24 protein-coding genes are annotated in these 25,704 nt (G+C 71.1%); 9 read left to right on the top strand and 15 right to left on the bottom strand.

Translation table 11 applies throughout. The features are described from left to right. Positions 1–56 precede the first annotated feature (56 nt). Both CPZ01_RS03160 and CPZ01_RS03155 read right to left on the bottom strand, forming a co-directional pair. The gene (locus CPZ01_RS03160) at positions 57–2,345 is read right to left on the bottom strand and encodes an LUD domain-containing protein (protein ID WP_096393396.1); all 2,289 of its coding nucleotides are present in this window, start codon (positions 2,343–2,345) and stop codon (positions 57–59) included. Continuing rightward, positions 2,342–2,920 carry an LUD domain-containing protein gene (locus CPZ01_RS03155; protein WP_096393395.1) on the bottom strand — a complete coding sequence of 193 codons (579 nt, stop codon included), beginning with the start codon at positions 2,918–2,920 and terminating at the stop codon, positions 2,342–2,344. The genes CPZ01_RS03160 and CPZ01_RS03155 overlap by 4 nt, the downstream gene beginning before the upstream one ends. Before the next feature lie 159 nt (positions 2,921–3,079). Here CPZ01_RS03155 and CPZ01_RS03150 point away from each other — a divergent pair, with 159 nt between their 5' ends. After that, positions 3,080–6,166 (top strand): FAD-binding and (Fe-S)-binding domain-containing protein, encoded by a 3,087-nt coding sequence (locus CPZ01_RS03150; protein WP_096393394.1) that lies wholly within the window; start codon positions 3,080–3,082, stop codon positions 6,164–6,166. Positions 6,167–6,216: 50 nt separating this feature from the next. On the opposite strand, the gene CPZ01_RS03145 is transcribed toward CPZ01_RS03150, so the two are convergent. From CPZ01_RS03145 to CPZ01_RS03135, 3 genes are all read right to left on the bottom strand, one after another. Further along, positions 6,217–6,426, bottom strand: a complete 210-nt coding sequence (locus CPZ01_RS03145; RefSeq protein WP_096393393.1) for a hypothetical protein — start codon at positions 6,424–6,426, stop codon at positions 6,217–6,219. Between the two features lie 21 nt (positions 6,427–6,447). Then, a complete protein-coding gene (locus CPZ01_RS03140) occupies positions 6,448–7,443 on the bottom strand; it encodes a DUF5787 family protein (protein WP_096393392.1) in 996 nt (331 codons plus the stop codon). Between the two features lie 85 nt (positions 7,444–7,528). Then, entirely contained in the window at positions 7,529–7,975 is a 447-nt protein-coding gene (locus CPZ01_RS03135) for a bis(5'-nucleosyl)-tetraphosphatase (protein ID WP_092921845.1), read from the bottom strand. 173 nt (positions 7,976–8,148) lie between these two features. Between CPZ01_RS03135 and CPZ01_RS03130 the strand changes: the two genes are divergently transcribed. Then, complete coding sequence (locus CPZ01_RS03130) at positions 8,149–8,481, top strand: uS10/mL48 family ribosomal protein (RefSeq protein WP_096393391.1); 333 nt, start codon at positions 8,149–8,151, stop codon at positions 8,479–8,481. A 96-nt stretch (positions 8,482–8,577) separates the two neighbouring features. Here the strand turns inward: CPZ01_RS03130 and tgtA are convergent, their stop codons facing one another. The 4 genes from tgtA to nth all read right to left on the bottom strand — a co-directional run bounded on the left by tgtA (position 8,578) and on the right by nth (position 12,778). Beyond that, on the bottom strand, positions 8,578–10,056 hold the full coding sequence (gene tgtA, locus CPZ01_RS03125) for a tRNA guanosine(15) transglycosylase TgtA (RefSeq protein ID WP_096393390.1): 1,479 nt from the start codon (positions 10,054–10,056) through the stop codon (positions 8,578–8,580). Positions 10,057–10,155: 99 nt separating this feature from the next. After that, positions 10,156–10,932: a Nif3-like dinuclear metal center hexameric protein gene (locus CPZ01_RS03120; protein WP_096393389.1), complete on the bottom strand. Its 777-nt coding sequence runs from the start codon at positions 10,930–10,932 to the stop codon at positions 10,156–10,158. A 454-nt stretch (positions 10,933–11,386) separates the two neighbouring features. Beyond that, positions 11,387–11,941 carry a DoxX family protein gene (locus tag CPZ01_RS03115; RefSeq protein WP_096393388.1) on the bottom strand — a complete coding sequence of 185 codons (555 nt, stop codon included), beginning with the start codon at positions 11,939–11,941 and terminating at the stop codon, positions 11,387–11,389. Between the two features lie 153 nt (positions 11,942–12,094). Continuing rightward, entirely contained in the window at positions 12,095–12,778 is a 684-nt protein-coding gene (gene nth, locus CPZ01_RS03110) for an endonuclease III (protein ID WP_096393387.1), read from the bottom strand. A gap of 94 nt (positions 12,779–12,872) precedes the next feature. Between nth and CPZ01_RS03105 the strand changes: the two genes are divergently transcribed. The 6 genes from CPZ01_RS03105 to trpG all read left to right on the top strand — a co-directional run bounded on the left by CPZ01_RS03105 (position 12,873) and on the right by trpG (position 19,074). Continuing rightward, positions 12,873–14,156, top strand: coding sequence for a tRNA pseudouridine(54/55) synthase Pus10 (locus CPZ01_RS03105; RefSeq protein ID WP_096393386.1), 1,284 nt, complete (start codon positions 12,873–12,875; stop codon positions 14,154–14,156). A gap of 101 nt (positions 14,157–14,257) precedes the next feature. Further along, a complete protein-coding gene (locus tag CPZ01_RS03100; RefSeq protein ID WP_096393385.1) occupies positions 14,258–14,959 on the top strand; it encodes a universal stress protein in 702 nt (233 codons plus the stop codon). A gap of 149 nt (positions 14,960–15,108) precedes the next feature. Beyond that, positions 15,109–16,161, top strand: a complete 1,053-nt coding sequence (trpD, locus tag CPZ01_RS03095; RefSeq protein WP_096393384.1) for an anthranilate phosphoribosyltransferase — start codon at positions 15,109–15,111, stop codon at positions 16,159–16,161. Beyond that, a complete protein-coding gene (locus CPZ01_RS03090) occupies positions 16,161–16,805 on the top strand; it encodes a phosphoribosylanthranilate isomerase (protein ID WP_096393383.1) in 645 nt (214 codons plus the stop codon). The genes trpD and CPZ01_RS03090 overlap by 1 nt, the downstream gene beginning before the upstream one ends. Beyond that, the gene (gene trpE, locus CPZ01_RS03085) at positions 16,802–18,484 is read left to right on the top strand and encodes an anthranilate synthase component I (protein WP_096393382.1); all 1,683 of its coding nucleotides are present in this window, start codon (positions 16,802–16,804) and stop codon (positions 18,482–18,484) included. Before CPZ01_RS03090 ends, trpE begins: the two co-directional genes overlap by 4 nt. Continuing rightward, positions 18,481–19,074 carry an anthranilate synthase component II gene (trpG, locus tag CPZ01_RS03080; RefSeq protein WP_096393381.1) on the top strand — a complete coding sequence of 198 codons (594 nt, stop codon included), beginning with the start codon at positions 18,481–18,483 and terminating at the stop codon, positions 19,072–19,074. Before trpE ends, trpG begins: the two co-directional genes overlap by 4 nt. 30 nt (positions 19,075–19,104) lie before the next feature. Here trpG and CPZ01_RS03075 read toward each other — a convergent pair whose 3' ends face one another. The 6 genes from CPZ01_RS03075 to CPZ01_RS03050 all read right to left on the bottom strand — a co-directional run bounded on the left by CPZ01_RS03075 (position 19,105) and on the right by CPZ01_RS03050 (position 24,871). Beyond that, positions 19,105–19,782 (bottom strand): MogA/MoaB family molybdenum cofactor biosynthesis protein, encoded by a 678-nt coding sequence (locus CPZ01_RS03075; protein ID WP_096393380.1) that lies wholly within the window; start codon positions 19,780–19,782, stop codon positions 19,105–19,107. 42 nt (positions 19,783–19,824) lie between these two features. Next, positions 19,825–20,241, bottom strand: coding sequence for a DUF7124 domain-containing protein (locus tag CPZ01_RS03070; protein WP_096393379.1), 417 nt, complete (start codon positions 20,239–20,241; stop codon positions 19,825–19,827). Between the two features lie 72 nt (positions 20,242–20,313). Continuing rightward, positions 20,314–20,529 (bottom strand): hypothetical protein, encoded by a 216-nt coding sequence (locus CPZ01_RS03065; protein WP_017342862.1) that lies wholly within the window; start codon positions 20,527–20,529, stop codon positions 20,314–20,316. A gap of 92 nt (positions 20,530–20,621) precedes the next feature. Beyond that, on the bottom strand, positions 20,622–22,805 hold the full coding sequence (locus CPZ01_RS03060) for a PAS domain S-box protein (RefSeq protein ID WP_096393378.1): 2,184 nt from the start codon (positions 22,803–22,805) through the stop codon (positions 20,622–20,624). Positions 22,806–22,910: 105 nt separating this feature from the next. Further along, entirely contained in the window at positions 22,911–24,149 is a 1,239-nt protein-coding gene (locus CPZ01_RS03055) for an NAD(P)/FAD-dependent oxidoreductase (protein WP_096393377.1), read from the bottom strand. 143 nt (positions 24,150–24,292) lie between these two features. Then, complete coding sequence (locus CPZ01_RS03050) at positions 24,293–24,871, bottom strand: DUF1684 domain-containing protein (RefSeq protein ID WP_096393376.1); 579 nt, start codon at positions 24,869–24,871, stop codon at positions 24,293–24,295. 197 nt (positions 24,872–25,068) lie between these two features. On the opposite strand from CPZ01_RS03050, the gene CPZ01_RS03045 reads away from it, so the two are divergent. After that, a complete protein-coding gene (locus CPZ01_RS03045) occupies positions 25,069–25,665 on the top strand; it encodes a DUF6149 family protein (protein ID WP_096393375.1) in 597 nt (198 codons plus the stop codon). Positions 25,666–25,704 lie beyond the last annotated feature (39 nt).

Raw genomic sequence — 25,704 nt, 5'->3', positions numbered from 1 at the left:
CGCGCGTCGGACGCCGGCGGGTCCCGCGGGGTCGACGCCGCGCGCGTCGCCGTCAGTCACTCCCGCGGCGCGACGACCTCGATCGGATGTCTCGGCGCCGCGTCCAACAGGGCGTCGAGCTGCTCGGTACAGGACGTGCCCGGTGCGACGACGGTGCGGTCGGTGTCGCCGAACTGCTCGACGAGGGGCTCGCCGACGTCCACGCTCAGCTCGTAGTAGTCCGTCTTGTAGCCGAACGAGCCCGCCATCCCGCAACACTCCGTGTCGGAGACGCGCACGTCGTAGCCGAGCCGTTCGAGGGTCGCGGTCGCGTACTCGCTCACCCCGACCGTGCGGGCCTGACAGTGCGGGTGGTAGGCGATCCGCTGCCCCGACGCCACCGGGCCGGTCCCCTCGCTCGGCGCGCGCAGCGCCGCCGGGTCGGCGCCGTTCTCCAGCAGGCCGAAGGCGTACTCCATGACGTCGTAGCTCGCGTCCGCGAGCCGCTCGTAGGAGGCGGCCGGGAGGAACCGCTCGTACTCGCGACGGAACGTCGCGAGGTCGCTCGGCTCGATGGCGACCACGTCGCGGCCGGCGTCGAGGTGGGGCGCCAGCCCGGCGTAGAGGTCCTCGGCGGCGGCCTCGGCGGTCGCGATCATCCCCTGCGACAGCGGCGGGCGGCCGCTCCCGGGAAGGTCCGGCACGCGGACGCGGACGCCCAGTGCCTCCAGCGCCCTGACGGTCGCCTTCCCGCGCCCGACGTCGACGTAGTTCGTCGCGGTGTCGGGGTAGACGACGGCCTCGCGGGTCGCCTCGTCGGCCGGGACCGCCGGGCCGCCCCGCGCGTCGAACCACTCCACGAGCGACTCGCGCGCGAACTCGGGGAGCTCTCGGCGGCGGTCGATGCCGGCCACCCGCTCGGCGAGCGCGCGCACCGGGCCGGCGTTCGCGAGGCGGTTGGCGACCGGCGCCGTCTTGTGGCCCCACTCCGCGAGCGTCGCGTAGTTGCCCACGAGGCGCGTGGCCAGGTCGAGCCCGCCGGGCTCCTCGTCCGGGACCAGCTCCTCGAACATCCAGTCCGTCTGGCCGGGCTCCGCCTCGCCGCGGTTGATCCGGTCGCGGACCGCGGTGTTGATCCACGGGATGTCGATGCCGACCGGACACGCCGGGACGCAGCGCGAGCAGCCGGTACAGAGGTCGTTGAACTCGGCCGCGGTGTCGAGCCCCTCGATGCCGGCCTCCCAGCCGGTGGCGATCCCGCCGGAGTACGTCTCGCCGCCGAACGCGTGGCCGCCGACGCTCTGGAAGTTGCCGCAGGCGTTCGAGCAGGCCGAACAGCGGATACAGTACAGCGTCTCCTTCAGCTCCTCGTCGTCGCGCATCGCCATGCGCCCGTTGTCGATCAGGACGAGGTGGAACTCGCGGTCGGACTCCGAGCCGTCGGCGAGCGGCTCGTCCGCCGCTTCGAAGTCCGGCACGGGCGAGTCGACGGGCGGCGTGAGCGTCGAGATGTAGGAGGTCACGTCCTGACCGGTCCCCGACCGGCCGATCAGCTCGACGAACGGGGAGAACTCCTCGACGGTCGGGACGAGCTTCTCGACGCCCGCGACCGCGACGTGGGTGTCGGTCGCGGTCACCGTCTTGCGGGCGTTCCCCTCGCTGGTGACTAAGAGCATGGTGCCCGAGTCGGCGGCGATGAAGTTCGCGCCGGTCATCCCGAGGTCCGCGTCCTCGATCAGCTCGCCCAGCCGCTCGCGGGCGAACATCGTGAGCTCCTCGGCGGTCTCGGGCGGGTCTTCCGGGTCGAACCGCTCGGCGAACAGCTCCGCGATCCCCTCACGCGACTTGTGGATCGCCGGCGCGACGATGTGCGAGGGCTCCTCGTCGGCCAGCTGGAGCACCCACTCGCCGAGGTCGGTCTCGACGACGTCGACGCCGTCCGCTTCGAGCGCGTCGTTCACCTCGATCTCCTCGGAGGTCATCGACTTCGACTTCACCGCGCGCTCGGCGTCTCGCTCGGCCGCGACCTCGCGGATGTATCGGTTCGCGTCGGCCGCGTCGTCGGCGAGGTAGACCGTGCCCCCGTTGGCCTCGACGCTCGCTCTCACCTCGTCGATGAGGTCGGGGAGCCGCTCGATCGCGTCCTCCTTGATCGCCCGCGCCTCGTCTTTCAGTTCCTCGTAGCCGTCGAGCCGCCCGGTCGACTCGTAGCGGCCCTCGTTGAACCCGCGGGTGTTCTCTGCGACCGCGTCGCCCTCGGTCGTCAACAGCTCGCGGATCCGCTCGGCCTTCGCCTCGCGGTCGGGATTGTCCGCCGGTTCGGTCGCCGCCGCCTCCTCGGCGCCGGTCTCGGCGTCGCTACTCATTGGTCGTCCTCCGCGTCGACAGCGGCGTCCGAGCCGTCCGCCGCGTCCTCGCCGCGCAACAGGATCACGTGGACCTCCTTCGGCCCGTGCGCGCCGTGAACGAGCCCGCCCATGTCCGCGGTCGCGCTCGGCCCGGTCGCGAACACCACGTCGACCGACTCGTCGCGCGCCCGCGGCCCGAGCCAGTCGAAGGCGTCGGGCATGTCCGGGACGAGGTCGGCCTCTCGGAGGACGACGACGTGGCGGTCGACGAAGAGGCTCACCGGCTCCGTGCCGGCCGCGTCCGCCTCCAGCGCGACGCTCCCGTACTCGGCGACGCCGAGCGACGCCGCGGTGACGCCGGTGTGCGCCGCCCGGAGGTCGGCGGTCGTCGGCGCCGTCTCGACGCGGTCCGGCAGGGCCGCGGGCGAGTCGGCGAACGCGGCCGGCCCCGAGCGCGCCAGCGGCACCCCGACCGCGGGCTCGCCCGCGGCCGCCTCGACCATGGCCGCGCACTCCGCGGGCGGCCCCGTCGAGACCGCGACGCCGAGGTCGTCGAGCCGACCGGCGAACGTCGACGTGTCTGCGAGTGACATGGATGTGAGTTCGCCGGCCGGCATATGGGTGTTACGGCGGCTCCCGGCAGGCGACAGCGCGGCCGGGACGCGGCGGTCTCGGCCGCCGCGGGGCGACCGAATTCCGCCGACGCGCGGACGGCAGGAGGTTTTTTCATGGTTCGACCGCGAGGGAGTCGCATGGCGACTAACACCCCGGGTCCCGACCCGACGGACGGCGGGGACTTCGACTACACCGGCGGCGCGGTGGAGCGACCGGACCTCGTCGACGCGCTCGCCGAGCGCGTCGCGGGCGACGTGCGGTTCGACGACTACTCGAAGCGGCTGTACGCGACCGACGCCTCGGCGTACGAGGTCACGCCGATCGGCGTCGTGATCCCGGAGTCGACCGCGGACGTCGCGGCCGTCCACGAGTACTGCTTCGAGGAGGGGATCCCCGTCCTCCCGCGGGGCGGCGGCACCTCGCTCGCCGGGCAGACCGTCAACGAGGCGGTCGTCCTCGATCTGACGGGCGAGATGGACGACGTGGTGTCGACCGATCCCGACGCGAAGCGGGCCCGCGTCCAGGCCGGCGCGTACGTCGGCGACCTGAACGCCGCGGTCGAGCCCGACGGCCTGAAGTTCGCGCCCGACCCGGCGTGGCGCGACAAGTCCGCGGTCGGCGGCGCGATCGGCAACAACTCCACCGGCTCGCACTCGCTGAAGTACGGGAAGACCGACCACTACGTCGAGGAGGCGGAGGTCGTCCTCGCCGACGGCACCGTGACGACGTTCGGCGAGGTCGCGGTCGAGGACCTCCGCGCGTCCGCCGACCCTGACGCCGACGACCTCCTGCCCCGGATCCACGCCGAGGTCGTCCGAGTCCTCGACGAGGAGGCCGACCGGATCGACGAGCGGTTCCCGGAGCTGAAGCGGAACGTCTCCGGCTACAACCTCGACCGCCTGCTCGCCGAGCATCGCGGCGAACACGGCGAGGCGGGCGTTGTCAACCTCGCCCGCCTGCTCGCCGGCAGCGAGGGGACGCTCGCGACGGTGACGGAGGCGACCCTCTCGCTCGTCGAGATCCCCGAGACGAAGGCGGTCGCGCTGCTCACCTACGACGACCTCCTCGACGCGATGGAGGACGTGGCGGCGTGCCTCGAACACGACCCAGCCGCCGTCGAGGTGATGGACGACGTTCTGCTGGGGCTCGCCGCCGACACGCCGGAGTTCGAGGACGTCGTCGGCATGCTCCCCGACGGCACCGACTCCGTGCTGCTCGTCGAGTTCTACGCCGACAGCGACGCGGCGGGGAAGCGGAAGGTCGCGGACCTGATCGCGGATCGGGTGGGCGCGGCCGCGAACGGGGGCGACGGGGACGGCGCCGGCGTCGCCACCGCGGTCGAGCCGAGCGCGGGCGCCGCCGAGACGACGAGCCACCCCCGTCGGGCGGTTCACGCGATGGAGGCGCACGACCCCGAGAAGCGCGACCGGTTCTGGAAGATGCGCAAGGCGGGGCTCCCGATCCTCCTGTCGCGGACCACCGACGAGAAGCATATCTCCTTCATCGAGGACTGCGCCATTCCCCCGGAGCACCTCCCCGAGTACACTCGCGAGTTCCAGGAGATCCTCGCCGACAACGACACGTTCGCGACCTTCTACGCGCACGCCGGCCCGGGCGTGCTCCACGTCCGCCCGCTGATCAACACGAAGGACGTCGACGGCGTCGACGCGATGGTCGACATCGCCGACCGCGTCACCGACGCGGTGGTCCGGCTCGGCGGGTCGGTATCCGGCGAACACGGCGACGGGCGCGCCCGGACGCAGTGGAACCGGAAGCTGTACGGCGACGACCTCTGGGAGGCGTTCCGCGACCTCAAAACCGCGTTCGACCCCGACTGGCTGCTCAACCCCGGGAACGTCTGCGGGGAGTTCGACATGCGCGAGAACCTCCGGTTCGACGACGACTACGAGTACGACGCCGGCTTCGACCCCGCGATGGAGTGGGCCGTCGACAACGGGATGCAGGGGATGGTCGAGCTCTGTCACGGCTGCGGCGGCTGCCGCGGCCCGCAGGAGACGACCGGCGGCGTGATGTGCCCGACCTACCGCGCCGCCGACGAGGAGATCCAGTCGACCCGCGGGCGGGCGAACACCCTCCGCGGGGCCATGACCGGCGAGCTCCCCGACGACCCGACCGACGACGAGTTCGTCACCGAGGTGATGGACCTCTGTGTCGGCTGCAAGGGCTGTAAGGTCGACTGCCCGAGCGGCGTCGACATGGCGAAGCTGAAGGCCGAGGTCGAACACGCCCACCACGAGGAACACGGTATCGACCTTCGAACGCGACTGCTCGGCCGCTTCGAGTCGCTCGCGCCGCTCGCCTCGAAGTTCGCCCCGCTCTCGAACCTCCCGAACAAGATCCCCGGGAGCGGCCTCCTCGCGGAGAAGGCGCTCGGTATCGCGAGGGAACGGGACCTCCCGACCTTCCGCTCGGAGACGCTCGTCGACTGGTTCGAGGCGCGCGGCGGCGCCGGCGTCCCGCGCGACGAGGCCGCCCGCGACGTGCTCCTCTTCCCCGACGTGTACACCACCTACACCAACCCCGGCGCGGGGAAGGCCGCGGTGCGCGTGCTGGAGGCCGCCGACTGCCACGTCAGGATTCCGGATGTCGACGGCAGCGGGCGCCCGCCTCACTCCAAAGGCTTGCTCGACGTGTCGCGCGCGACCGCGAGAGACGCCGTCGAAACGCTCGCGCCCGACGTGCGCGACGGCTGGGACGTGGTGGTCGTCGAGCCCTCCGACGCCGTCATGCTCCAGTCCGACTACCACGACCTGCTCGACGGCGACGCCAGCGACGTGCCGGACGAGGACGTGGCGGCCGTCTCGGAGCACGCCTACGGGGTCATGGAGTTCGTCGACGCCCACCGGCTCGACGAGGAACTCCCGCTCGACGCGCCGACCGAGTCGCTCACCTACCACGGCCACTGCCACCAGAAGGCGACGAAGAAGGACCACCACGCGGTCGGCGTGCTCCGGCGCGCCGGCTACGGCGTCGACCCGCTCGACTCCTCCTGTTGCGGGATGGCGGGCTCGTTCGGCTACGAGGCCGAACACTACTCGATGAGCAAGGCGATCGGCGAGAACCTGTTCGAGCAGGTCTCGGCCAGCGACGGCGACGGACTCGTCGCGCCCGGAACCTCCTGTCGGACGCAGTTGGAGGAAGGCCCCGGCGAGGTTCCGGAGCCGTCGCATCCGATCGAGAAGCTGGCGGCCGCGCTGGCGTAGGCGGTGGCTGCGGGTCGTCGGTCAGCGTTCGTCGGCGCCGGCCTCGGCCCTCACTCCGCGTTCGATCGCACGTTCGCCCCGACGAGGGCGATCAGGTACGAGAACGCGGGGAACGTCACCCCGACCGCGACGAGGAACGCCGGGTCGAGTCCGGCTGGGTCGGCCCAGAGCCAGCCGGTGTACTGGAGGACCGCCAGCGTGAGGACCACGACCGCCGTGTTGAGCGCGTACTCGAAGAGCGACGGGTTCGGGAACCGCATACGGCCGGCTGGCGCCGCCGCTCACTCAACCCTTTCGGCCCGGTCCCGCTCGCGTTCCCGCCGCCGCCGCAGTAGCCGCTTGAACCCCTTCCCGGGCCCGCCCTCTATCGGCCACCCGCTCGTGCGCCATTGGGGCGGCTCCGGCGAGAACTCCGAACAGGAGCCGGAACACTCCCGCGCGGTGGGGAGCTTCTCCTTCGCCGCGCAGTGCGGGACGAGCGCGCGCCCCTCGCGGCGGAGTTCGAAGTGCCGGCAGTCGGGGCGCATCGTGTCGTGGTACGAGCGCCACCCCTTCCCGTAGGCGCGCTCGGCGATCTCCAGCCGCAGCGTCTCGGTCTCGGCGTCGCGGCGCTCGCCTTCCCCCGGGGAGAGGTCGCTGGGGTGCCACGCCACGTCGGCCGCCCCGGCGTCGACGCCCGCGGAGAAGTCGGTCGCGAGGATCCCGGCCTCGACGGGCATCTCGCGGAGCAGCGCGGGTTCGACGCGCTCGCCGGTCGTCTCGGTCGCGAGCCACGCCTCGTCGGCGAGCGCGGTCTCGATGTCGTGGTCGAGCTGGTCGGCGAGCCGGTCGGCCGCGGAGCGGTCCAGGTCCGGCTTGTTCTCGACCGCGACGATCCGCTCGACCCAGCCCGGGTACGGTCGCTTCCGGCGGATCTGGATCCGGTTGCCGTCGCGCCGCTTCTCGATCAGGTCCCGGCCCGCCGCGCGGTGGACCGCCTGCCGCACGTAGCGCCACGGGTAGCCGGGGTGCGGCAGCGCGTCGCGATAGAACGCCCACTCGGCGGGCGCCCCCCGGACGACGTGGAGGAGGTCGGAGCCGATGGCCCGGTCGCCGAACGCGCGCCGCCGCGCGAACGCGGCCGGGTCGACCTCGATAACGACGGTGTCCCACCGTCGGTCTTGGGTGCCGAGCTGGCGGGCGACCAGCGCGGGACGGGGGCACTCGCTCGGGTGCCACGCCAGCTCGGCGTACCGGCAGACCAAGAGCTCGTAGCCGAACTCGGCGTCGGGCGTCACTGGTCGCCCCGTCGAGCGGGGCGGACAAAAACGAACCGCTCGGGGACGGGGCGGTCGCCGTCCGCGGGCCGGCCCCGCGTCCCGGTCAGACGTACTTCCCCTCCTCCTCGTCTTTCCGCTCGTCGAGGTAGTCGTGGGCCTCCTCTAAGATGTCTCGCGGCCCGTCCTGGGTGATCGTGTTGAGCGCCTGGTCGTAGTCGCGCCACTGGAGGTCGCGGTGTTCCTTCGAGAGCTCGGCGCTCGCCTCGAACGAGCGGGCGATGAACAGGTGGACCGTCTTGTGGATGGTCTTCCCGTTCGCCTCGAACACGTAGTCGTACTCCCTGCGGAACCCGTCGATCAGCCGGAAATCCTCGATCCCGGCCTCCTCGCCGACTTCTCGTATCGCCGTCTGCTGGAGCTCCTCGTCCCCCTCGACCCCGCCTTTGGGGAACTCCCAGTCCCCCGGTCGGCTCTTCAGGAGCAAGTACTCCCGTTCGCCGCGGGTATCGCGGAAGAGGATGGCTCCGGCACTGGTCGCTTCGACCGTCATTGGCCGCAGGTAAGCGATCACCCCTAAAGAGCGTGTCGGACTCCCGAACAGCGGCGAGCGACTCGGCTGCGTCGACCGGTCTCCGGGTGGGATTCGCCGTGCGGCCAGCCGGACCGACGACGGGTAGATGCGTTTTTACCGCTCGGGCGGCCATTGGCGGACGACCCCCAGCCATGACCTTCGTCACGAAACTCGACTTCGCGTCCGGCGACCGCGACGTGCTCGTCGAGACCGTTCAGGACCTCAAGGAGACGCTCGAACGCAAGGGCGCCGAGTGCAAGGGCCCGCACGCGAGCCCCTCGGAGAACGTCACCGTCCCGCTGTACAAGAACCTCGAGCCCGGCGACGAGTTCTCGCCGTGGCGCTACGACGTGTACCGCCGCTCGATGGAGATCCACGGCGCCGACGACATCGCGCGCGACGTCGTCGGCCGCGACTTCCCCGACTCGATCCACGTCGAGGTCGAGGTCGACCAGAAGAAGCCGCTCGGGCACCGGCGGGACTGAGGCGCGCGACGTCTCCGAACCGGCGGTCGACTCGGTCACGGCTGCGGTTTTCTCGCGGCACTCGATGCGCTTTCAGGCCGGCGAGCAACCCGCTCGTCAGCCGAGCGTCCGCAGGTTCTCCGTCTCGACGCGCTCGGGCAGGCGGTCGAGCGCGCGGTCGCACCACGCGTCGTGGCCGAGCGTGAGCGCCGTCTCGGGGTTGGCCGCCGCCAGCGCGACGACCCCCTCCGCGGCCGCGACCTGCGCCGCGTCGTCGGTCCGCTCGGGCACCTCCGCGGTGAGCGGATACGTCTCCGAGAGCGCGGGCGGATAGGGGCCGAACGGCGGCTTCACGCGCCAGACGGCGTCGTACTCGTGGTTCGAGGGCGCCTTCGACTCCGTGAGGAGGAGGTCGTCGGGCGCCGCCAGCCGGGCGAGTCGGTCGCGGTGCCGTTCGACTTCCGGCCGGCGGGCCGCCTCGTGGGAGGTGTAGAAGAACGCGTCCTTCGAGCCGGGATCGGTGCGCTCCAGTTCGTCGGCGCGGTCGAGCAGCGCGCGGTAGCCGTCGAGCATCGCCGGGTGGCCGCGGGCGCGGCGGTCGACCAGTTCGAGCAGCGTCCCCGAGCGGATCGCCTCCTTCACGCGGCGCAGCTCCTCGAAGGTGACGTGGAGGTTGTGCTCGGCGAGCAGCCGCTCCGTCTCGCCGTCGTCGAAGTCGCGGAGGTCGGCCGGCGAGTGATCCGCGCACACCGGACACGAGCAGGGAAAGTAGTCGAGGTCCTCCAGGTGTTCTGTCCCCGAGACGGTGAGGTAGCGGCCGTCGCGCGCCATCAGCGCGTACGCGGCCGAGTCGAACAGGTCGCAGCCGGCCGCCACCGCGAGCGCGAGCATCATCGGGTGGCCGGCGCCGAAGAGGTGGACCGGCGCGCCCGGGCCGAGCCCGCGCTTGGCCGCGCGCACCGCCTCCACCATCTCGGCGTAGCGGTAGGAGTTCAGGAGGGGGACCATCGCGCCGACCGGGAAGACGTCGAGGTCGGTCGCGGCCGCGTGCCGCCCAGCACCCTCGCGGAGGTCGCCGTACGTCGACCCCTGGACCGGCGCGTTGACGAGCATCTCGCCGGTCTCGGCCTCTTCCGCGTCCGCGAGCGCCTGCTTCGTCGTCGCCAGTTCGCGCTCCGCCCGCTCGCGGTCGGCGTCGGGCGGCGTCGGCACGTCGACCGGCGTCGCCACGTCGCTGCCGATCCGCCGCTGGAACTCGATGATCTCTTCGGTCGTCACGTCGATGTCGCCGTACTCGGCCAGCTGGAAGGAGCCGGAGTCGGTCATGATCGCGCCGTCGAAGCCGAGGAACTCGTGGAGCCCCTGGTCGAGCACGCGGTCGCGGATGCGGTCCGTGCTGCGGATGATGTAGGAGTTCGTGATCAGCATCTCCGCGCCGAACTCCCCGCGGAGCCGCTCGGGCTCGATCGTGAGCACGTTGGGGTTGACCACGGGCAGGAGCGCCGGCGTCTCGACCGTGACGTCGGCGCGCGGGACCTCCAGCCGGCCGATCCGCCCGGCCGCGTCGTGGTCCCGGATCTCGAAGTGATCGCGCATACCCCGACTGCGCGGACGCGAGCGGTAAGGGTTGCGTTCGGCGGCGGGCGCGCCCCCGACGCCCGGCCACCTCAACGCCCGGCCGCTCCGACGGCCGACTCACAGCCCGGTCGGGTGCGAGACGTACGTCGTCTCGACGCCCCAGTCGTCGGTCACCGACTGGAGCGCGCGGACGCCGAACGTCTCCGTGGCGTAGTGGCCGGCGAGGAACACCGTAATCTCCGCCTCCCGCGCGTCGTGGTAGACCTGCCCTTTCCCCTCGCCGGTGATCAGCGCGTCCGCGTCCGCCGCGACCGCCTCGTCGAGCCAGTCGACCCCGGAACCGGTGACGACCGCGACCCGCTCGATCTCGTCGGGACCGAAGTCGAGCACCCGCGTGGGCGACGCCTCGCCCGCCGGCTGCCCCTCGAACCCGTCGAGCGTCTCGCGGATCTCGGCCGCCGACCGCGGCGACGCGGTCTCGCCGATCGTCCCGATCGTCACCGGCCCCATCTCGCCGAACGGCTCGCGGTCGGAGAGCCCGACCGCGTCCGCGACCCCCGCGGCGTTACCCAGTTCCTGATGCCCGTCGAGCGGGAGGTGCGAGACGTACAGCGCGACGTCGTTCTCGACGAGGGCCGCGATCCGGTCGTGCGACCGTCCCGTGACGCGCTCGATGCCGCCCCACGAGAGTCCGTGGTGGACGACGAGGACGTCGGCGCCCGCGTCCGCGGCGGCCTCGACGGTCGCCGTCGCGGCGTCGACCGCGAACGCGACGCGCTCCACGTCGGCGTCGTCCGGACCCACCTGTAACCCGTTCGCGCTCGCGTCGACGTCGGCGTACGCGGCCGTGTCGAGCCGGTCGTCGAGCCGATCGACGTACTCGGAGAGCTTCATACCTGACCGTGGGTCTGACGGGGAATAAAGCGCGGCGGTCCGTCGGGATCGAATCGGACCAGGGTCGCCGTCGATCCGCGACCCTCGCTGACGACGATTTATAAATAAGGCGGCGGTGGCGCGCCTGCGAGCGGCCGCCAGTGGCGGCCGCGAGAGGCGCGTCGCGCCGGCGACGAAGCGAAGCGACCGGCCTCCGGTCGTGCTGTCCGGGTGGGGCTATGGGAGTGTTCGCCGCCGAGCCACGGTTGATTATTTATAAGTAATCGGCAGAGAATTGGCAGCGTCTTCTGCCGATATCTGGTATCTATTTATAAGTAAGCGGTCGCGACGCGGGCGCTCGCCGTTACAAACTGATTACGAAAAGTGAATCACCCACGCCGTACTCCACGTATCGAAAACGAGTCGGCGGTGAGTCGTCACCGCCCGATTCCCCTCGCTCGGTCTCGCCCCCAGTTCAGCCGAGGACGTACCGGAGCGCGGGGAACTTCTCGACGAGCGCCTGCCCGCCGACCTCGACGTTCTCGATGTAGGCGTCGAGGCCGAGGACGCGGCCCGCGCCGAACGCGGCGACCGTGAGGAACACGACCGCGTACACCAGCGTCGAGCCGAACAGCGACAGGAACTCGCCGCTCCACCCGCCGAGGTAGAACAGCATCATCTGCATCGCGCCGCCGAACGCGGCCAGGCGGACGAACGCGCCGGTGATGAGCGCGACGCCGACGAGCAGCTGCGTCGCGGGCACGAACACGTTGACGAACTCCATCAGCGCGGCGTTCGACGCCATGGCGGCGTAGATCCCGCTGACCGGGCTCGCGGGGTCGACGTTCGCGAGGTAGCCGGCCGCGTCGAACGGCCACTCGGAGACCTTCCCGAGGCCCGCGAACAGGATCATCCCGCCGATGGTCGCCCGGAGCAGGACGATGAACAGCGCCGACAGCGAGTGCGCCTTCCCCAGCAGCGTGATCCCGCCGATCTCTCCGCCGAACTCGTTCGTGGTTTTGGTGGACATAGTGTCTCTCCTCACTTGCGAATACGCCGGACGGACGTATAAACCGGAAAGCGAGTTCCCCCTCGGCGGGACGAATTCGGCCGCCTCCCCTCATCCGAGGGGCCTTTAAATACTACCTCCCGAACGCCATCGGCATCGCCCCGGTTCCGTCTCCTACCACGCCTCGCCGCTCGCCAGATCCACGTCGCCGTCGCCCTTCTCGGAGGGACAGACGTCGGCGAGGACGCAGTCGGCGCAGTCGGGGTTGATCGCGGTGCACGTCGCGCGGCCGTGGTCGATCATGAGGTGCGTGAACTGCTGCCAGTCGCTCTCGGGGACGACCTCCAGCAGGTCCTGTTCGATCGCTTCGGGGCGCTCCTCCTCCGTGATTCCCAGCCGGCGCGTGAGCCGCTGGACGTGGGTGTCGACGACGATCCCCTCGACGACGTCGTGACCGTGCTGGAGCACGACGTTCGCGGTCTTCCGCCCCACGCCGGCCAGCTCCGTCAGCTCCGACATCGTGTCCGGCACCTCGCCGTCGTGCTCCTCGGCGATGTCCGCGCACGCCGAGCGGATGTACTTCGCCTTGTTGTTGTAGTAGGTGATCGAGTTTATGGCCTCGGCCATCTCCTCTTGTGGCGCGTTCGCGTACTCCTCGGGCGTCTCGTACGTCTCGAACAGGTCGGCGCACACCTCGTTCACGCGCTCGTCCGTACACTGCGCCGAGAGGATGACCGCGATCAGCAGCTCCAGGCGGTTCGAGTAGTTGAGCGAGATGGTCGAGTCGGGGTACTCCTCGTAGAGCCGGTCGAGGACCTCGGCGACCTGCTCGTCGCGCGAGTCGAGTGGCGTTCCCATACGGATCCCCTCCGCCCGGGCGACATTGAACGATCCGACTGCGGTACCTCTGCCGAGTAGTAAGACAGTTACCACGCGCCGCGTTTGAGGGCGTATGGACGTACTCGACGTCGCGGCGCGCGCGACCGAGACCGGCCCGGTGTGCGACGCCTGTCTCGGCCGGCTCGTCGCCGACCGGAGCTTCGGGCTGTCGAACGCCGACCGCGGCTCGGCGCTCCGGGTGTCGCTCGCGCTGCGCGACGACGAGGACCACGAGGCGGTCGAGACCGCGGACTGCTGGGTGTGCGAGGGGCGCTGCGCCGAGTTCGACGCGTGGGCGGAGCGCGCCGCGGAGGCGGTCGAGGGGATCGAGTTCGCCACGTACAACGTCGGCACGCGTCCGCCGCCGCTGATCGAGGAGAACGAGGCCCTCCTCCGCGCGGACGTCGGCCTCGACGAGGACGCGGGCGAGCCGTTCAAGTCGGAGTTCAACCGCGAGGTCGGCAAGCGGGTCGGGCGGCTGACGGGCGCCGAGGTCTCCTTCGACCGCCCGGACGTCCAGTTCACGATCGACTTGGCGGACGACGAGATCGACGCAAAGGTGAATTCCACGTTCGTCTACGGTCGATACCGGAAGCTGGAGCGCGACATCCCGCAGACCGAGTGGCCCTGCCGCGAGTGCAAGGGGTCCGGGCGACAGGGCGCGGACCCCTGCGACCACTGCGGCGGCTCCGGCTACCTCTACGACGACAGCGTCGAGGAGTACACCGCACCGGTCGTCGAGGACGTGATGGACGGCACCGAGGCGACGTTCCACGGCGCGGGCCGCGAGGACGTGGACGCCCTCATGCTCGGCACTGGCCGCCCGTTCGTGATCGAGGTCGAGGAGCCGCGGCGGCGCCGGGTCGACACCGACCGCCTCCAGTCGGATATCAACGCGTTCGCCGACGGCGCGGTCGAGGTCGAGGGGCTCCGGCTCGCGACGTACGACACCGTCGAGCGCGTGAAGGAGCACGACGCCGCGAAGCGCTACCGCGCGCTGGTGACCTTCGACGCCGACGTCGACGCCGAGGCGCTCGCCGAGGCGGTCGAAGCGCTGGAGGGCGCGACCGTCGAGCAGTACACGCCCAACCGGGTCGACCACCGCCGCGCGAGCATCACGCGCGAGCGCGACGTGTACGAGGCGACCGCCGAACTCGACGACCCCCGCCACGCGACCGTCGAGATCCGCGGCGAGGGGGGCCTCTACATCAAGGAGCTGATATCGAGCGACGAGGGGCGCACGGAGCCGAGCCTCGCCGGCCTGCTCGGCGTCGGCGCCGAGGTGACCGCGCTCGACGTCCTCGCGGTGGAGGGCGAAGAGGAGCCGTTCGAGCGCGAGGAGTTCTTCCGGGAGTGACGCGGGGGGCGGCTCGCCGGCTCGGCTCCGCTCGTCGACCGCCGCTCCGCGGCGGACGCGGAACCAACGGGATTTATCTGACGAGCGTCAGACGTTCACGCATGAACGGGAGCGACGCCGACGGCGGAAGCGCCCGAGAGGGCGGGACGCGAAACGGCGGCGCCCGCGGGGAGTCGAGCGGTTCGGCCGGAGCCGGGGGGGCCGGTCACGCGGGCTCGCCCGCGGTCGGTGACGCCATGATCCGGCCCGCGGTGGAAGACGCGGGAGACGCCCCCTCCGTCGCCGACGTGTCGCTGAACGGCGCCGACCGCGCGGAGCGCCCAGACCGGGTCTCCTCGGTCCTCGTCGCCGTCGGTCCCGGCCCGCACTCGGGGGCGACCGTCGACGTCGCGCGGGAGATCGCGGCGTCGACCGACGCGTGGCTGGAACTGTTCCACGTCGTCCCCTCCGACGCGGCGCTCGCCGACGCCGGCCCCGACGGGGACGCCTCCGGGACCGCCGTCGAGGCGGGCGACCCGAACGCCACGGACTACGTCGCGGCCGGCGAGCGGCTCCTCGACGCGGCCGAGGAGCGGCTCGGCGGGTTCGACCGCGCGGACCGCTGGCTCGTCGAGGACCGGACCGCGGCGGGCGCGGTCGTCGAGCAGTCGGCGTACTACGACCTGGTCGTCGTGGGCGCGCCGACGACCGGGACCGTCGGCCGCTTCGTCTTCGGCTCCACCACCGACACGGTCGTCGGCGACGCCGAGGTCCCGGTCGTCGTGGTCGAGGCCGACGGGTCGACAGCGCTCGACGCGGAGTAGGCTCGGTCACCGCTCTCTTCGCAGTCCAGACGTTCTTCACCGTTTTCGTCCGCGGTCACTGCGCGTTATCGTCTACCGCCCCGGCGACAGCGTTAAATTAGTGTACACACTTGTACATCACAACGCGGAATACTACATCGGTGGACACAATGAATCTCAACGACACGGTCGAGCGCGTGACGGACGGGACGGATCTCACTGTCGAGGAGGCGCGCGAGGCCGCGCGGCTCGTCTTCGAGGAGGCGACGGAGGCCCAGATCGGGGCGCTGCTGGCCGCGCTCCGCACGAAGGGCGAGACCGAGGCCGAGATCGCCGGGTTCGCGCAGGGGATGCGGGACGCGGCGCGCACGATCGAGCCCGACCGCGAGCCGCTCGTCGACACCTGCGGCACCGGCGGCGACGACTACGACACGATCAACGTGTCGACGACCGCGGCCATCGTCGCCGCGGGCGCCGGGGTGCCGATCGCGAAGCACGGCAACTACTCGGTCTCCTCCTCCTCGGGGAGCGCGGACGTGCTGGAGGTCGCGGGCGCCGACGTCGAGGCCGAGCCGCCCGCCGTCGAGGCGGCGATCGAGGACGACGGGATCGGCTTCATGCTCGCGCCGGTGTTCCACCCGGCGATGAAGGCCGTCATCGGCCCCCGCAAGGAGCTCGGGATGCGGACGATCTTCAACGTCCTCGGGCCGCTCACCAACCCGGCGGGCGCCGACGCGCAGGTGCTCGGCGTGTACGACCCCGACCTCGTCCCCGTCATCGCGCGGTCGCTCGCGCACATGCCCGTCGAGCGCGCCCTCGTCGTCCACGGCGCCGGCATGGACGAGATCGGGATCCACGACGAAACGGTCGCCGCCGAGGTCGACGGCGAGGACGTGACGGAGTTCACGATCGCGCCCGACGACCTGGGACTCGACCGCGCGCCGATCGAAGACGTCTCGGGCGGCACCCCCGAGGAGAACGCCGCCGACCTGCGCGGGATCGTCGACGGCTCCGTCACCGGCCCGAAGCGAGACCTGATACTGGCGAACGCGGGCGCCGCGATCTACGTCGCCGGCGAGGCCGACACGCTCGCGGCGGGCGTCGAGCGCGCGGCCGACGCGATCGACTCCGGCGCGGCCGCCGAGAAGTTCGCGGCGCTGTGCGGCGACGGGGAGTCTCTCGGCGACGGCGTCGAGACCGCGACCGCGGAGGACGACGACTGATGGCGCGTGTGAAGATCTGCGGGATCACCAGTGAAGCCGACCTCCGCGCCGCGGTCGACGCGGGCGCCGACGCGGTCGGCGTCATCACCGAGGTCCCCGTCGACTCGCCGCGCGAGGTCGACCCGGCCGAGGCGGCGGAACTGCTCGCGGACGTGCCCCCGTTCGTCACCGCGACCCTCGTGACGATGCCGGACTCCGCCGAGCGCGCGGTCGAGCTCGTCCGGACGGTCGCGCCCGACGCGATCCAGCTCCACGGCGACTGGACCGCCGACGAACTGCGGTTCATCCGCGCGGAGACGGAGCGGCGCGTGTTGCTCACGGTCGACGCCGACGATCCGGCGCGCGCCGAGGAGCTCGACGGCGCGGTCGACGCCTTCGTCGTCGACTCCACCGACGACTCGGGCGCCGGGGGGACCGGCGAGACGCACGACTGGCGCGCGACCGGCGAGCTCGCCGAGCGGCTCACCACGCCCGTCGTGCTGGCGGGCGGGCTCACGGCCGACAACGTCGCCGAGGCGGTCCGCGTCGCTGACCCCTTCGCGGTCGACGTCGCCTCCGGCGTGGAGATCGAGGGCGGACGCAAGGACCACAACGCGGTCGCCCGCTTCGTCGCCAACGCGGGCCGGGAGATGGAGCTGGCATGAGCGACGCGCCCCCGCTGGACAGGACGAAGGCCGAGTTCGTCGAGCTCGCCGCCGACGCCGAGAAGCCGGTCGTGGTCCGCGCGTCGGCCTCGCTCGGCGCCGACGTCAGCCCGCTCGGCGCGTACGCGACCCTCGTCGGCGAGGGCCCGTACGGGTTCCTCCTCGAATCGGGGGAGAAGGTCGCCTCCAGCGACCCCGACGGCGCGTTCACGTCGGGCGGGAAGGCCGACAGGCACGCCCGCTACTCGTTCGTCGGCTACGACCCGGAGGCGATCGTCTCCGTCCACCCGGACCGGACCGAAGTAACCGAACTGGGGCCCGCGGCCGAGTTCCTCGGGGAGGACGCGGGCGGAGACGCGACCGGCGACGACGGGGCGGCCGAGGCGACCGCGCCCGGGCTCGGTCCCGACGCGGGCGACGCGGTCGACCGCGTCCGCGCGGCGTTTCCCGACGTGAGCCTCCGCGGGTTCCCGGACACCGACCGGCAGATCCTCTCGGGCGGGTTCGTCGGCTTCCTCGCGTACGAGGCCGTCTACGACCTCTGGTTAGAGGAGGTCGGCGTCGAGCGCCCGGAGACCGAGTTCCCCGACGCCGAGTTCGCGCTCACCACCCGGACCGTCGTCTTCGACGAGAAGGAGGGCGGCGCCGAGCTCGTGTTCACCCCCGTGATCGGCGTCGACGACGATCCCGCCGCGGTCTACGACGACCTCGTCGCGGAGGCCGAGCGCGTCGCGGCCGAGCTGGCGGCCGCGTCGCCGCCGGACCCGGACGGGGTCAGCGTGCGCGAGGAGTCCGCGGACCCCCGCGACGAGTACGAGGAGGCGGTCCGGACGGCCAAGCGGCACGTCCTCGACGGCGACATCTACCAGGGCGTGATCTCTCGCAGCCGCGAGCTCCGCGGCGAGGTCGACTCGCTCGGCCTCTACGCGGCGCTCCGCGACGTGAACCCCTCGCCGTACATGTACGTGCTGCGCCACGACGACCGGACCGTGGTCGGCGCGAGCCCGGAGACGCTCGTGTCGGTGCAGGGCGACCGCGTCGTCTCGAACCCCATCGCCGGCACCTGCCCGCGCGGGACCAGCCCGGTGGAGGACCGCCGGCTCGCGGGCGAGATGCTGGCGGACGGGAAGGAGCGCGCCGAGCACACGATGCTCGTCGACCTCGCGCGCAACGACGTGCGGCGCGTCTCGGAGCCGGGCTCCGTCCGCGTCGAGGAGTTCATGAACGTGCTGAAGTACAGTCACGTCCAGCACATCGAATCGACCGTGACGGGGACGCTCGCGGGCGACGCCGACGCGTTCGACGCGACGCGCGCGACGTTCCCCGCCGGGACCCTCACCGGCGCGCCGAAGGTGCGCGCGATGGAGATCATCGACGACCTGGAGACGACCCCGCGGGAGGCGTACGGCGGCGGCGTCGGCTACTACTCGTGGACCGGCGACGCCGACTTCGCGATCGTGATCCGGACCGCGACGCTCGACGAGTCGGGCGAGGAGTCGGTCGTCGGCGTGCGCGCGGGCGCCGGCCTCGTCGCCGACTCGGACCCGGCCGCGGAGTACGAGGAGACCGAACAGAAGATGGACGGCGTGTTGACCGCGATCGACCGGATCCGGGAAGGGGAAGAAAAAGAAGGCGACGCGGCCGACCCGGTCGCCACCGGCACGGAGGCCGAGCGATGAGGGTCGTCGTCGTCGACAACTTCGACTCGTTCACCTACAACCTCGTCGAGTACGTCTCCGACCAGACGGTCGACGGGGAGCCGGTCGCCGTCGACGTGTTCAAGAACACCGCGTCGCTCGCCGAGATCGAGGCCGCGGAGCCGGACGCGGTGATCGTCAGTCCGGGGCCCGGCCACCCGAAGAACGAGCGCGACGTGGGCGTGACGATGCCCGTGTTGCGCGAGCTCTCCCGGACGGTGCCGACGCTCGGTGTCTGCCTCGGTCTGGAGGCCGCCGTCTACGAGTACGGGGGGACGGTCGGCCACGCCCCCGAGCCGGTCCACGGCAAGGCGTTCCCGGTCGACCACGACGGGGAGGGCGTGTTCCGCGGGCTCGACCAGGGGTTCCGAGCCGGTCGCTACCACTCTTTGGCGGCCACGGAGGTCCCGGAGTCGTTCGCGGTGACGGCCACCACCGACCACGACGACGAGTCGATCGTGATGGGGATCCGCCACCGCGATCACCCGATCGAGGCGGTCCAGTTCCACCCGGAGAGCGTGCTGACCGGGTCGGGCCACGACCTCGTCCGGAACTTCCTCACGGGCGTCTGAGCCGCGGCTGTGTCGGGCTTCGCCGGCCGCCTACGACCCGCCGTTCGCCGTCTTGTCTGTCGCAGTTTCGTCGCCGACTTGCTTCTGGTCGCTCTCCGCCTCGTCGAGTCCTCGGCCGGCGAGCCCGGCGAGGTGCCCGACCTCGGGAAGAATTATCTCGTCGACGCCGAGCCGGACCGCGTTCTCGGAGCCCGGGAGGCAGAACACCGGCGTGGCGGAGACGACGCCGGCGGTCGCGCGCGAGCCGACTGTCCGCGTGCCGACCTCCTCGTACGAGAGCCGGCGGAACAGCTCGCCGAACCCGGGAAGTCGCTTCGCGAGGACGCCGCGAACCGCCTCCGGCGTGACGTCGTCGGGCGTGACCCCCGTCCCGCCGGTCGTCACGACGGCGTCGGTGTCCTTCCGCCGGGCCAGCCGGTCGACGGTCCCCTGAACGCTGTCGTAGTCGTCGTCGATCAGCTCGCGGACGACGACCTCGTGACCCGCCTCCTCGAACGCGGCCGCGACGTAGTCGCCGGCCGGGTCCTCGTCCGTGCTACGCGAAGATGACACCGTGACGACCGCGGCCGCGACCGAGTCGACGTCGTGGTGGTGGTGGTCGTCGTCGTGGTCGTGATGGCCGCTGTCGTGGTGGTGGTGGTCGTGGTCGTGATGGCCGCTGTCGTCGTGCTGATGGTCGTGATCGTCCGCCTCGCCGTTATCGGTCATACTCTCGCCTTCGTCGCCCGCGTCAAAACACCTCCCGGTCTGTCAGGGCCAGTCGTCGCGGGCCTGCTCCTCGGGCGCCTCGTCCTCCGCCTCACCGGTGGCGAGCGTCCACCCGGCCGCTTCGGCGGCGTCCTCGACGTGGAGGAACTCCCAGCCGGTCGCCTCGGCGACCGCCTCGTCCTCGTCGTCGACCCCCACGAAGACGTGGCGGTCCGTGTCGAACTGCCCGCTGATGTTCTCTAGGCTCTCCTCGACGCCGCGCGGGCCGGAGAAGAAGTCCTGTCGCACGCGGTGTTTCCGCGTGAAGTTCGTGACGACGTAGGTGGGCTTCTCGCTGACGACCCCGACGTACTCGGTCCACTGTCGGGCGTTGTTGAACACCGCGTTGGGGTCCGCGAGGGCTTTCAGCGCCTCCAACTCGAACGCCAGCGTCATGTCTGTAGATCCGCCGCTGTCCATGCGCCCCGCTTACCCCCGACCGGCGAAAACAACTTCGCTTCCGGGCGGACGCTTCCGACCGCGCGACCGCCCTCACCGCGATCGAACCTGATAGTAGTCAGTGAACTTCACCACGTCGCCGTCGGCGAGGTCGCCGGTCTCCGGCGCCGTCCACGGCACGTCCGCCAGCTCTCGGACGACCCCCTGCTCGTCGTCGTCCAGTTCGTCGTAGTGACGAACCCGCGCGTCCGCCGGAACGCGGCCGGTGCGTCGGAGCCGCAGCCGTCGCCCGGTGTCTCTAAGTGACATATGATAGCATATAACACGATTAATCATAAGCGTTTCGCGGCGGGCGTCGCCCCGGTTCGGTTCGTTCGGCCCGCGAACGCGACGGCGGCGGTTCAGTCGTCGGCTCGGGGGAAGGTAAGCGTCACTACGGTGCCGCGGGGCTCCGCGTCCGCGACCGCCGCGGCGCCGCCCGACTGCTGAACGACCCAGTAGACGAGCCAGAGCCCGAGGCCGCTGCCGTGGTACAGCGCGTCGACCGCCGTCCCGTCGACGAGGACGTCTCGGTTCATGCCGGTCAGCCCCGGCCCGTCGTCCTCGACGCGGACCTCGATCGCGTCGGAGCGGGCCTCGACCGACACCACGACCGTCGGCCGGTCGCGGTCGTGGTGTTCGACCGCGTTCCGGACCAGCTCGTCTATCGCCCGGGAGAGCCAGGTCGTCGCGGACGCCGTCGCGACCCCGTCGTCCGGCACCGACGCCTCGATCGTCGCGTTCGGGAACTCCGTCGTCCGCGCCTCGACCACCTGTCGGGCGACGCGCCCGACGTCGACGGGTTCGGTCTCCGGCGCGTCGCTCAGTATCTCGGTGATGTGGTGGGCCTTCTCGCTCGTCTCCAAGAGGTCGTCCGCCCGCGACACGATGTACCCGGCCGCGTCCGCGGGGTCGGCGGCGCCCGCCGCGATCTGTTCCGCCCGCCCGCGGACGACCGTCAGCGCGTTCCGGAGGTTGTGCTGGAGGACCCGGTCGACGACCCGAAGCTGTCGCGCGCGGTTCTCGCTGTCCGTCACGTCCCGAAGCACGCCGACGACCCCGGCGGGCTCCCCGTCGTCCGGGCCTCCGAGCGGGTAGTACCGAACGTCGAACGTCCGCCTGCCGCGGGTCGGGTGCGTCCGCGTCGTCCGGTACTCCACCGACTCGTCCCGGAGCGCGCGCTCCACCTGTCGCTCGACGTCCTCGTAGCCGTCGGCCGGGACCACGTCGGCGAGCGTCAGTTCCGTCACGTCGCGGTCCTCGAGCCCGTGGTACTCGCGGTACTGCGGGTTCGCGAACAGGAGCCGCCCGTCGCGGTCGACCGCCGCGATGAGGTCCGTCGCGCCGTTGATCGCGCGCTCGTACCGCTCCAACTCCAGTTCGCGCTCCTTGCGGTCGGTGACGTTCCGACAGATGGCGAAGGTGCCGGCGAGGTCGCCGTCGGCGTCGTAGTAGGGGTACCGCTGCGTGCTGAACGTCGCCTCCCGATCGGTCTCCGGAAACGTCGGCGAGACCTCGTACTCGGCCATCTCCTCGGCGTCGAGCACGCTCTGGCGGCGCTCGTCGACCTCGCCCGCCGTCTCCGCGTCCATGAACGCGAACTCGTCGGTCCCGTACAGCGCCTCGCGGTCGACGCCAGCGAACTCGCTTACGGCCTCGTTCAACAGCTCGAACTCCCCGTCGCGGTTCTGGAGGAGGACGGGGTCGTCGAGCCGCTCGACGATGTCCCGGTACTGTTTCAGCTGCCCCATCGCCGCCTTCCGCGCCGTGACGTCCGTCTGGATCGCGACGAACCGGGACACCTCGCCGTCGTCGCCGATCACGGGCGCGATCGTCTGGTGGGCGCGGTACGGCTCGCCGTCTCGCCGTCGGTCGATTATCTCCTCCTCCCACACCTCGCCGTCCAGCAGGGTCGACCACAGCGCGTCGAAGTACTCGTCCGGCATCTCGCCGGAGTTGAGTATCTCCGGGGTCTCGCCGAGGACCTCCTCGGACTCGTAGCCAGTATGGTCGGTGAACGCCGGGTTGACGTACTCGATCGTCCCGTCGACGTCGGTGATGTAGATGGCGTGGCCGGCGTGTTCGACGAGGTTGCGGAACGTCTCCAGCGTCTCTCCGCCGGCTTCGTCGACGCCGTCGCGAAAGATCCCCGTGTAGACGGCGTCGCGGTCGCCGGTCGCCCCGTCGGGGACGCCGCCGCTTCCGTCGCCTCCGGTGGCGTGTTCGTGGAATCGGACGGAGAAGGTCACGGTGTGCCCGTTCGCGTGGCGGACGGGAACGGAGAAGCTCCCGCAGTCGTCGAGCCCCTCGACCCGCGCGAACCGCTCGCGGACCGATCGGGCGCGTCCGTCCGCGGCCTCCGAGGCCACGAGGGAGGCGAGGTCGCGGCCGCGGAGGTCTTCGGGGTCGTACCCGAGAACCGCCTCGGTGGCGGGGTTCGCGTAGACGACCGTCCCCTCCCGGTCGACGGAGACGACCGGATCGGAACACCCCTCGACGAAGGAGGCGAAGAAGCCGGCCGGAGGCCCTTGCGATCCGGGTGACATATAAACGAGATAGCGCGTCGACCGTGAAAAGCACCGTGGCACGTCGCTGGCCGCGAGTCCGTCGCCGGGAGCGGCGCCCCCCGAGACGGGGCCGGGGTCGGCGGACTACTGCTCGGTCGGGGCCGCCAGGTCGTCGACCGAGAAGCCGGGCTCCATGAGCCGGTCCGTCTGGTCGCTCACGTCGCGCCCCTCGCGCATCAGCTGCTTGAACGCGGACTGCGGCGAGAGGTCGCCGATGAGCACCCCGCCGACCACCTTGCCGTCCTTCAGCGCGACGCGGCGCCACTCCCCCTCGGCGGTGGTCGCCTCAACCGACTCGTCGCCGAGCGTCGGGTGGCCGAAGGAGAGGAACGGGAAGTCGAAGTGGGTGATCGAGTACGAGGAGACCCACTCGAACGCCTCGCTGCCGTACTCGACCATGTTGCGGGCGGCGATCGTCCCCTGCTCCTTGGCCGACCCCCACGAGCCGTTCTTCGCGCGCTCGCCGAGGATCAGGTCGTTGAACGTGGTGATGTCGCCCGCGGCGTACACGTTGTCGACGTTGGTGCGCATGAACTCGTCGACGACGATGCCGTCGTCGAGCTCCAGCGGCGTGTCCTCGACGAACTCGGTGTTGAAGTTCAGCCCGATGGCGACGCCCGCGAAGTCGCACTCGTAGCGCTCGCCGTTCGGGTCGACCGCGGCCTCGACGCAGCCGTCGTCGTCGACCTCGAAGTGGTCCACACCGGAGCCGAAGACGGGCTCGACGCCGCGCTCGCGCATCGCCTCGTGCATGATCTCCGCGCCCTCCTCGGAGAGCGCGTAGCGCCACCAGTTGTCGCCGCGCATCAGGTACTTCGCCTCGACGTCCTGCGCGCCGCAGATGGCCGCGAAGTCGATGCCGAGCAGCCCGGCGCCGACGATGACGCCCTTCTCCGCGCCCTCGACGCTCTCTTTGATCTTGCGAGCGTCCTGGAACGTCCAGAAGTGGTGGATCCCGTCGGCGTCCGCGTTCCCGACCGGGAGCTGCTGGGGCGTGCCGCCGACCGCGAGCAGGAGGGAGTCGTACTCGAACGTCTCGCCCTCGTGGGTGTGTACCGCGTCCTCGTCGACGTCGATGTCGACGACGACGGTGTTGAGTCGCAGGTCGACGTCGTGGTCGTCGTACCAGCTCTCTTCGTGGATCGAAATCGGGGCCTCGGGGAGCTTCCCCTTCGCGTACTCCTTGATCAGGATCCGGTTGTAGAGGGACTCACCCTCGTCCGTGAGAACCGTGATCTCGGCGTCGGGCGCTTCCTCGCGCAGCGTCTCGGCCGCGGACGCGCCCGCGATACCGTCACCGATGATCACGTACGAATCGCTCATAGCCGGCCGTTCGGATTCATGGTTAATGTGGGTTGTCATCCGCGTCTCGGGGCGTGAGAACTCCCCTCACCCGCGTCGAGGATCGGGCTCCGATCCGCCCCGCGCGGTGGAATTCTCCCGTCCGGTCAGTGGTCCGTGCCCGGTCAGTGGTCCGCGCCCGCCGGCTCCGCCGGGAAGTCCTTCTCGCCCGCCTCGATCGCGACGTCGAGCCAGTTCTCCGTCGGAACGAGCGGGCACTCGTACGCGTGGTTGTACGCGCAGGTCGGGTTGTACGCGTGATTGAAGTCCACGATCCACTCGCCGTCGACGCGGTCCCGGTCGGGCTCCAAGTCGAGGTATCGGCCCGCGCCGTACGTCGCCTCGCCGCTGGTCGCGTCGCGGAACGGCACCCAGAAGCGGTCCGCGCCGTCGGCCGGGCGGTACGCCTGAACCGTCGCCGCCTCGCCGTCGACCTCGAACCGGAACTCCCCCCACCGGCGGTACGTCTGCTCGCCGTCGGCGGTCGTCTCGACGGTCACGGTCTCTTTCTCGTCGTGCTCGTGGATCGGAAGCTCGAACCGGTACGCCGGGTCAGGGTCGAAGTACGCCAGCCCGGGGAACGCGTCGCCCCGCATCGAGGCCGGCAGCGGCGACCGCGCCGAGTCACGGAACTGCTCGATCTTCGCCTCCCGCTGCGCCTCCACCTGCGCCGCCCAGTCGTCGTCCGCCTCTTTCGGTTCCATGGCTACCACAATATTGTTCGTTGAGCGCAATAACAGTTCCGCGGTGCGGTCGGCGTCGCACACGGTCCCGACACGAACACGATCCCGACGGAACCATCTCGCACGAGCACACGCGCCGCCCGCTCGCGGCGGGAGCGCGTACGGGCGCCGCGGTCCCGACGCCACACATTCAAGAGCGTCCCGGCCCAACAGCGCGTATGAAAATCCGGCAGAACATCCGCCACTGGGCCGCCAAGAAGGCGTTGACCACGCCGGTGGTCGGCGACGTCGCCAACGACAAGCTCGTCGACCTCCACACGAGCATCTTCCTCAACAAGGCGGACGAGGACCGGCGCGAGGAGCGCCGCGACCACCTCGACAGCTTCTTCGACGCGACGATGGACACCTACGTCGCCGCCCTAGAGGCCGGCTTCCCGGAGGCCGAGGCCCGCGAGATCACCCACGTCCAGGCGAACTTCGACTTCTTCAACCACGGGTGGACGGAGATGATGGAGATCCCGGGCGACGAGTTAGAGGCGCACTACCGCCGGTACGAGTCGTTCTTCTCGGAACACGGGATCACGATCGACGACCCGCTGGGCGAGTTCCGCCCGCCGGAGGGGATCGTCGAGGCGCCGGAGACGCCCGCGAAGCTCGACGAGCCCGAGTACGAGAACGCGCTGGCCGGCTTCGCGGACGACGTGTACGTCGAGACCGACGACGGGGAGACGGTCGTCGGCGGCGACACGGAGGAGCCGGACGAGGTCGACGCCGCGACCGCGCCCGGCCTCGACGAGGACGAGGCGAGCGCCTGAGCGCGGTCGACGCTTTTTAAATACATCTCAGTCTGCGTC

Source organism: Halorubrum trapanicum (assembly GCF_002355655.1).
Lineage (GTDB): Archaea > Halobacteriota > Halobacteria > Halobacteriales > Haloferacaceae > Halorubrum > Halorubrum trapanicum_A.
This window is presented reverse-complemented; position numbering and strand designations above follow the sequence as displayed.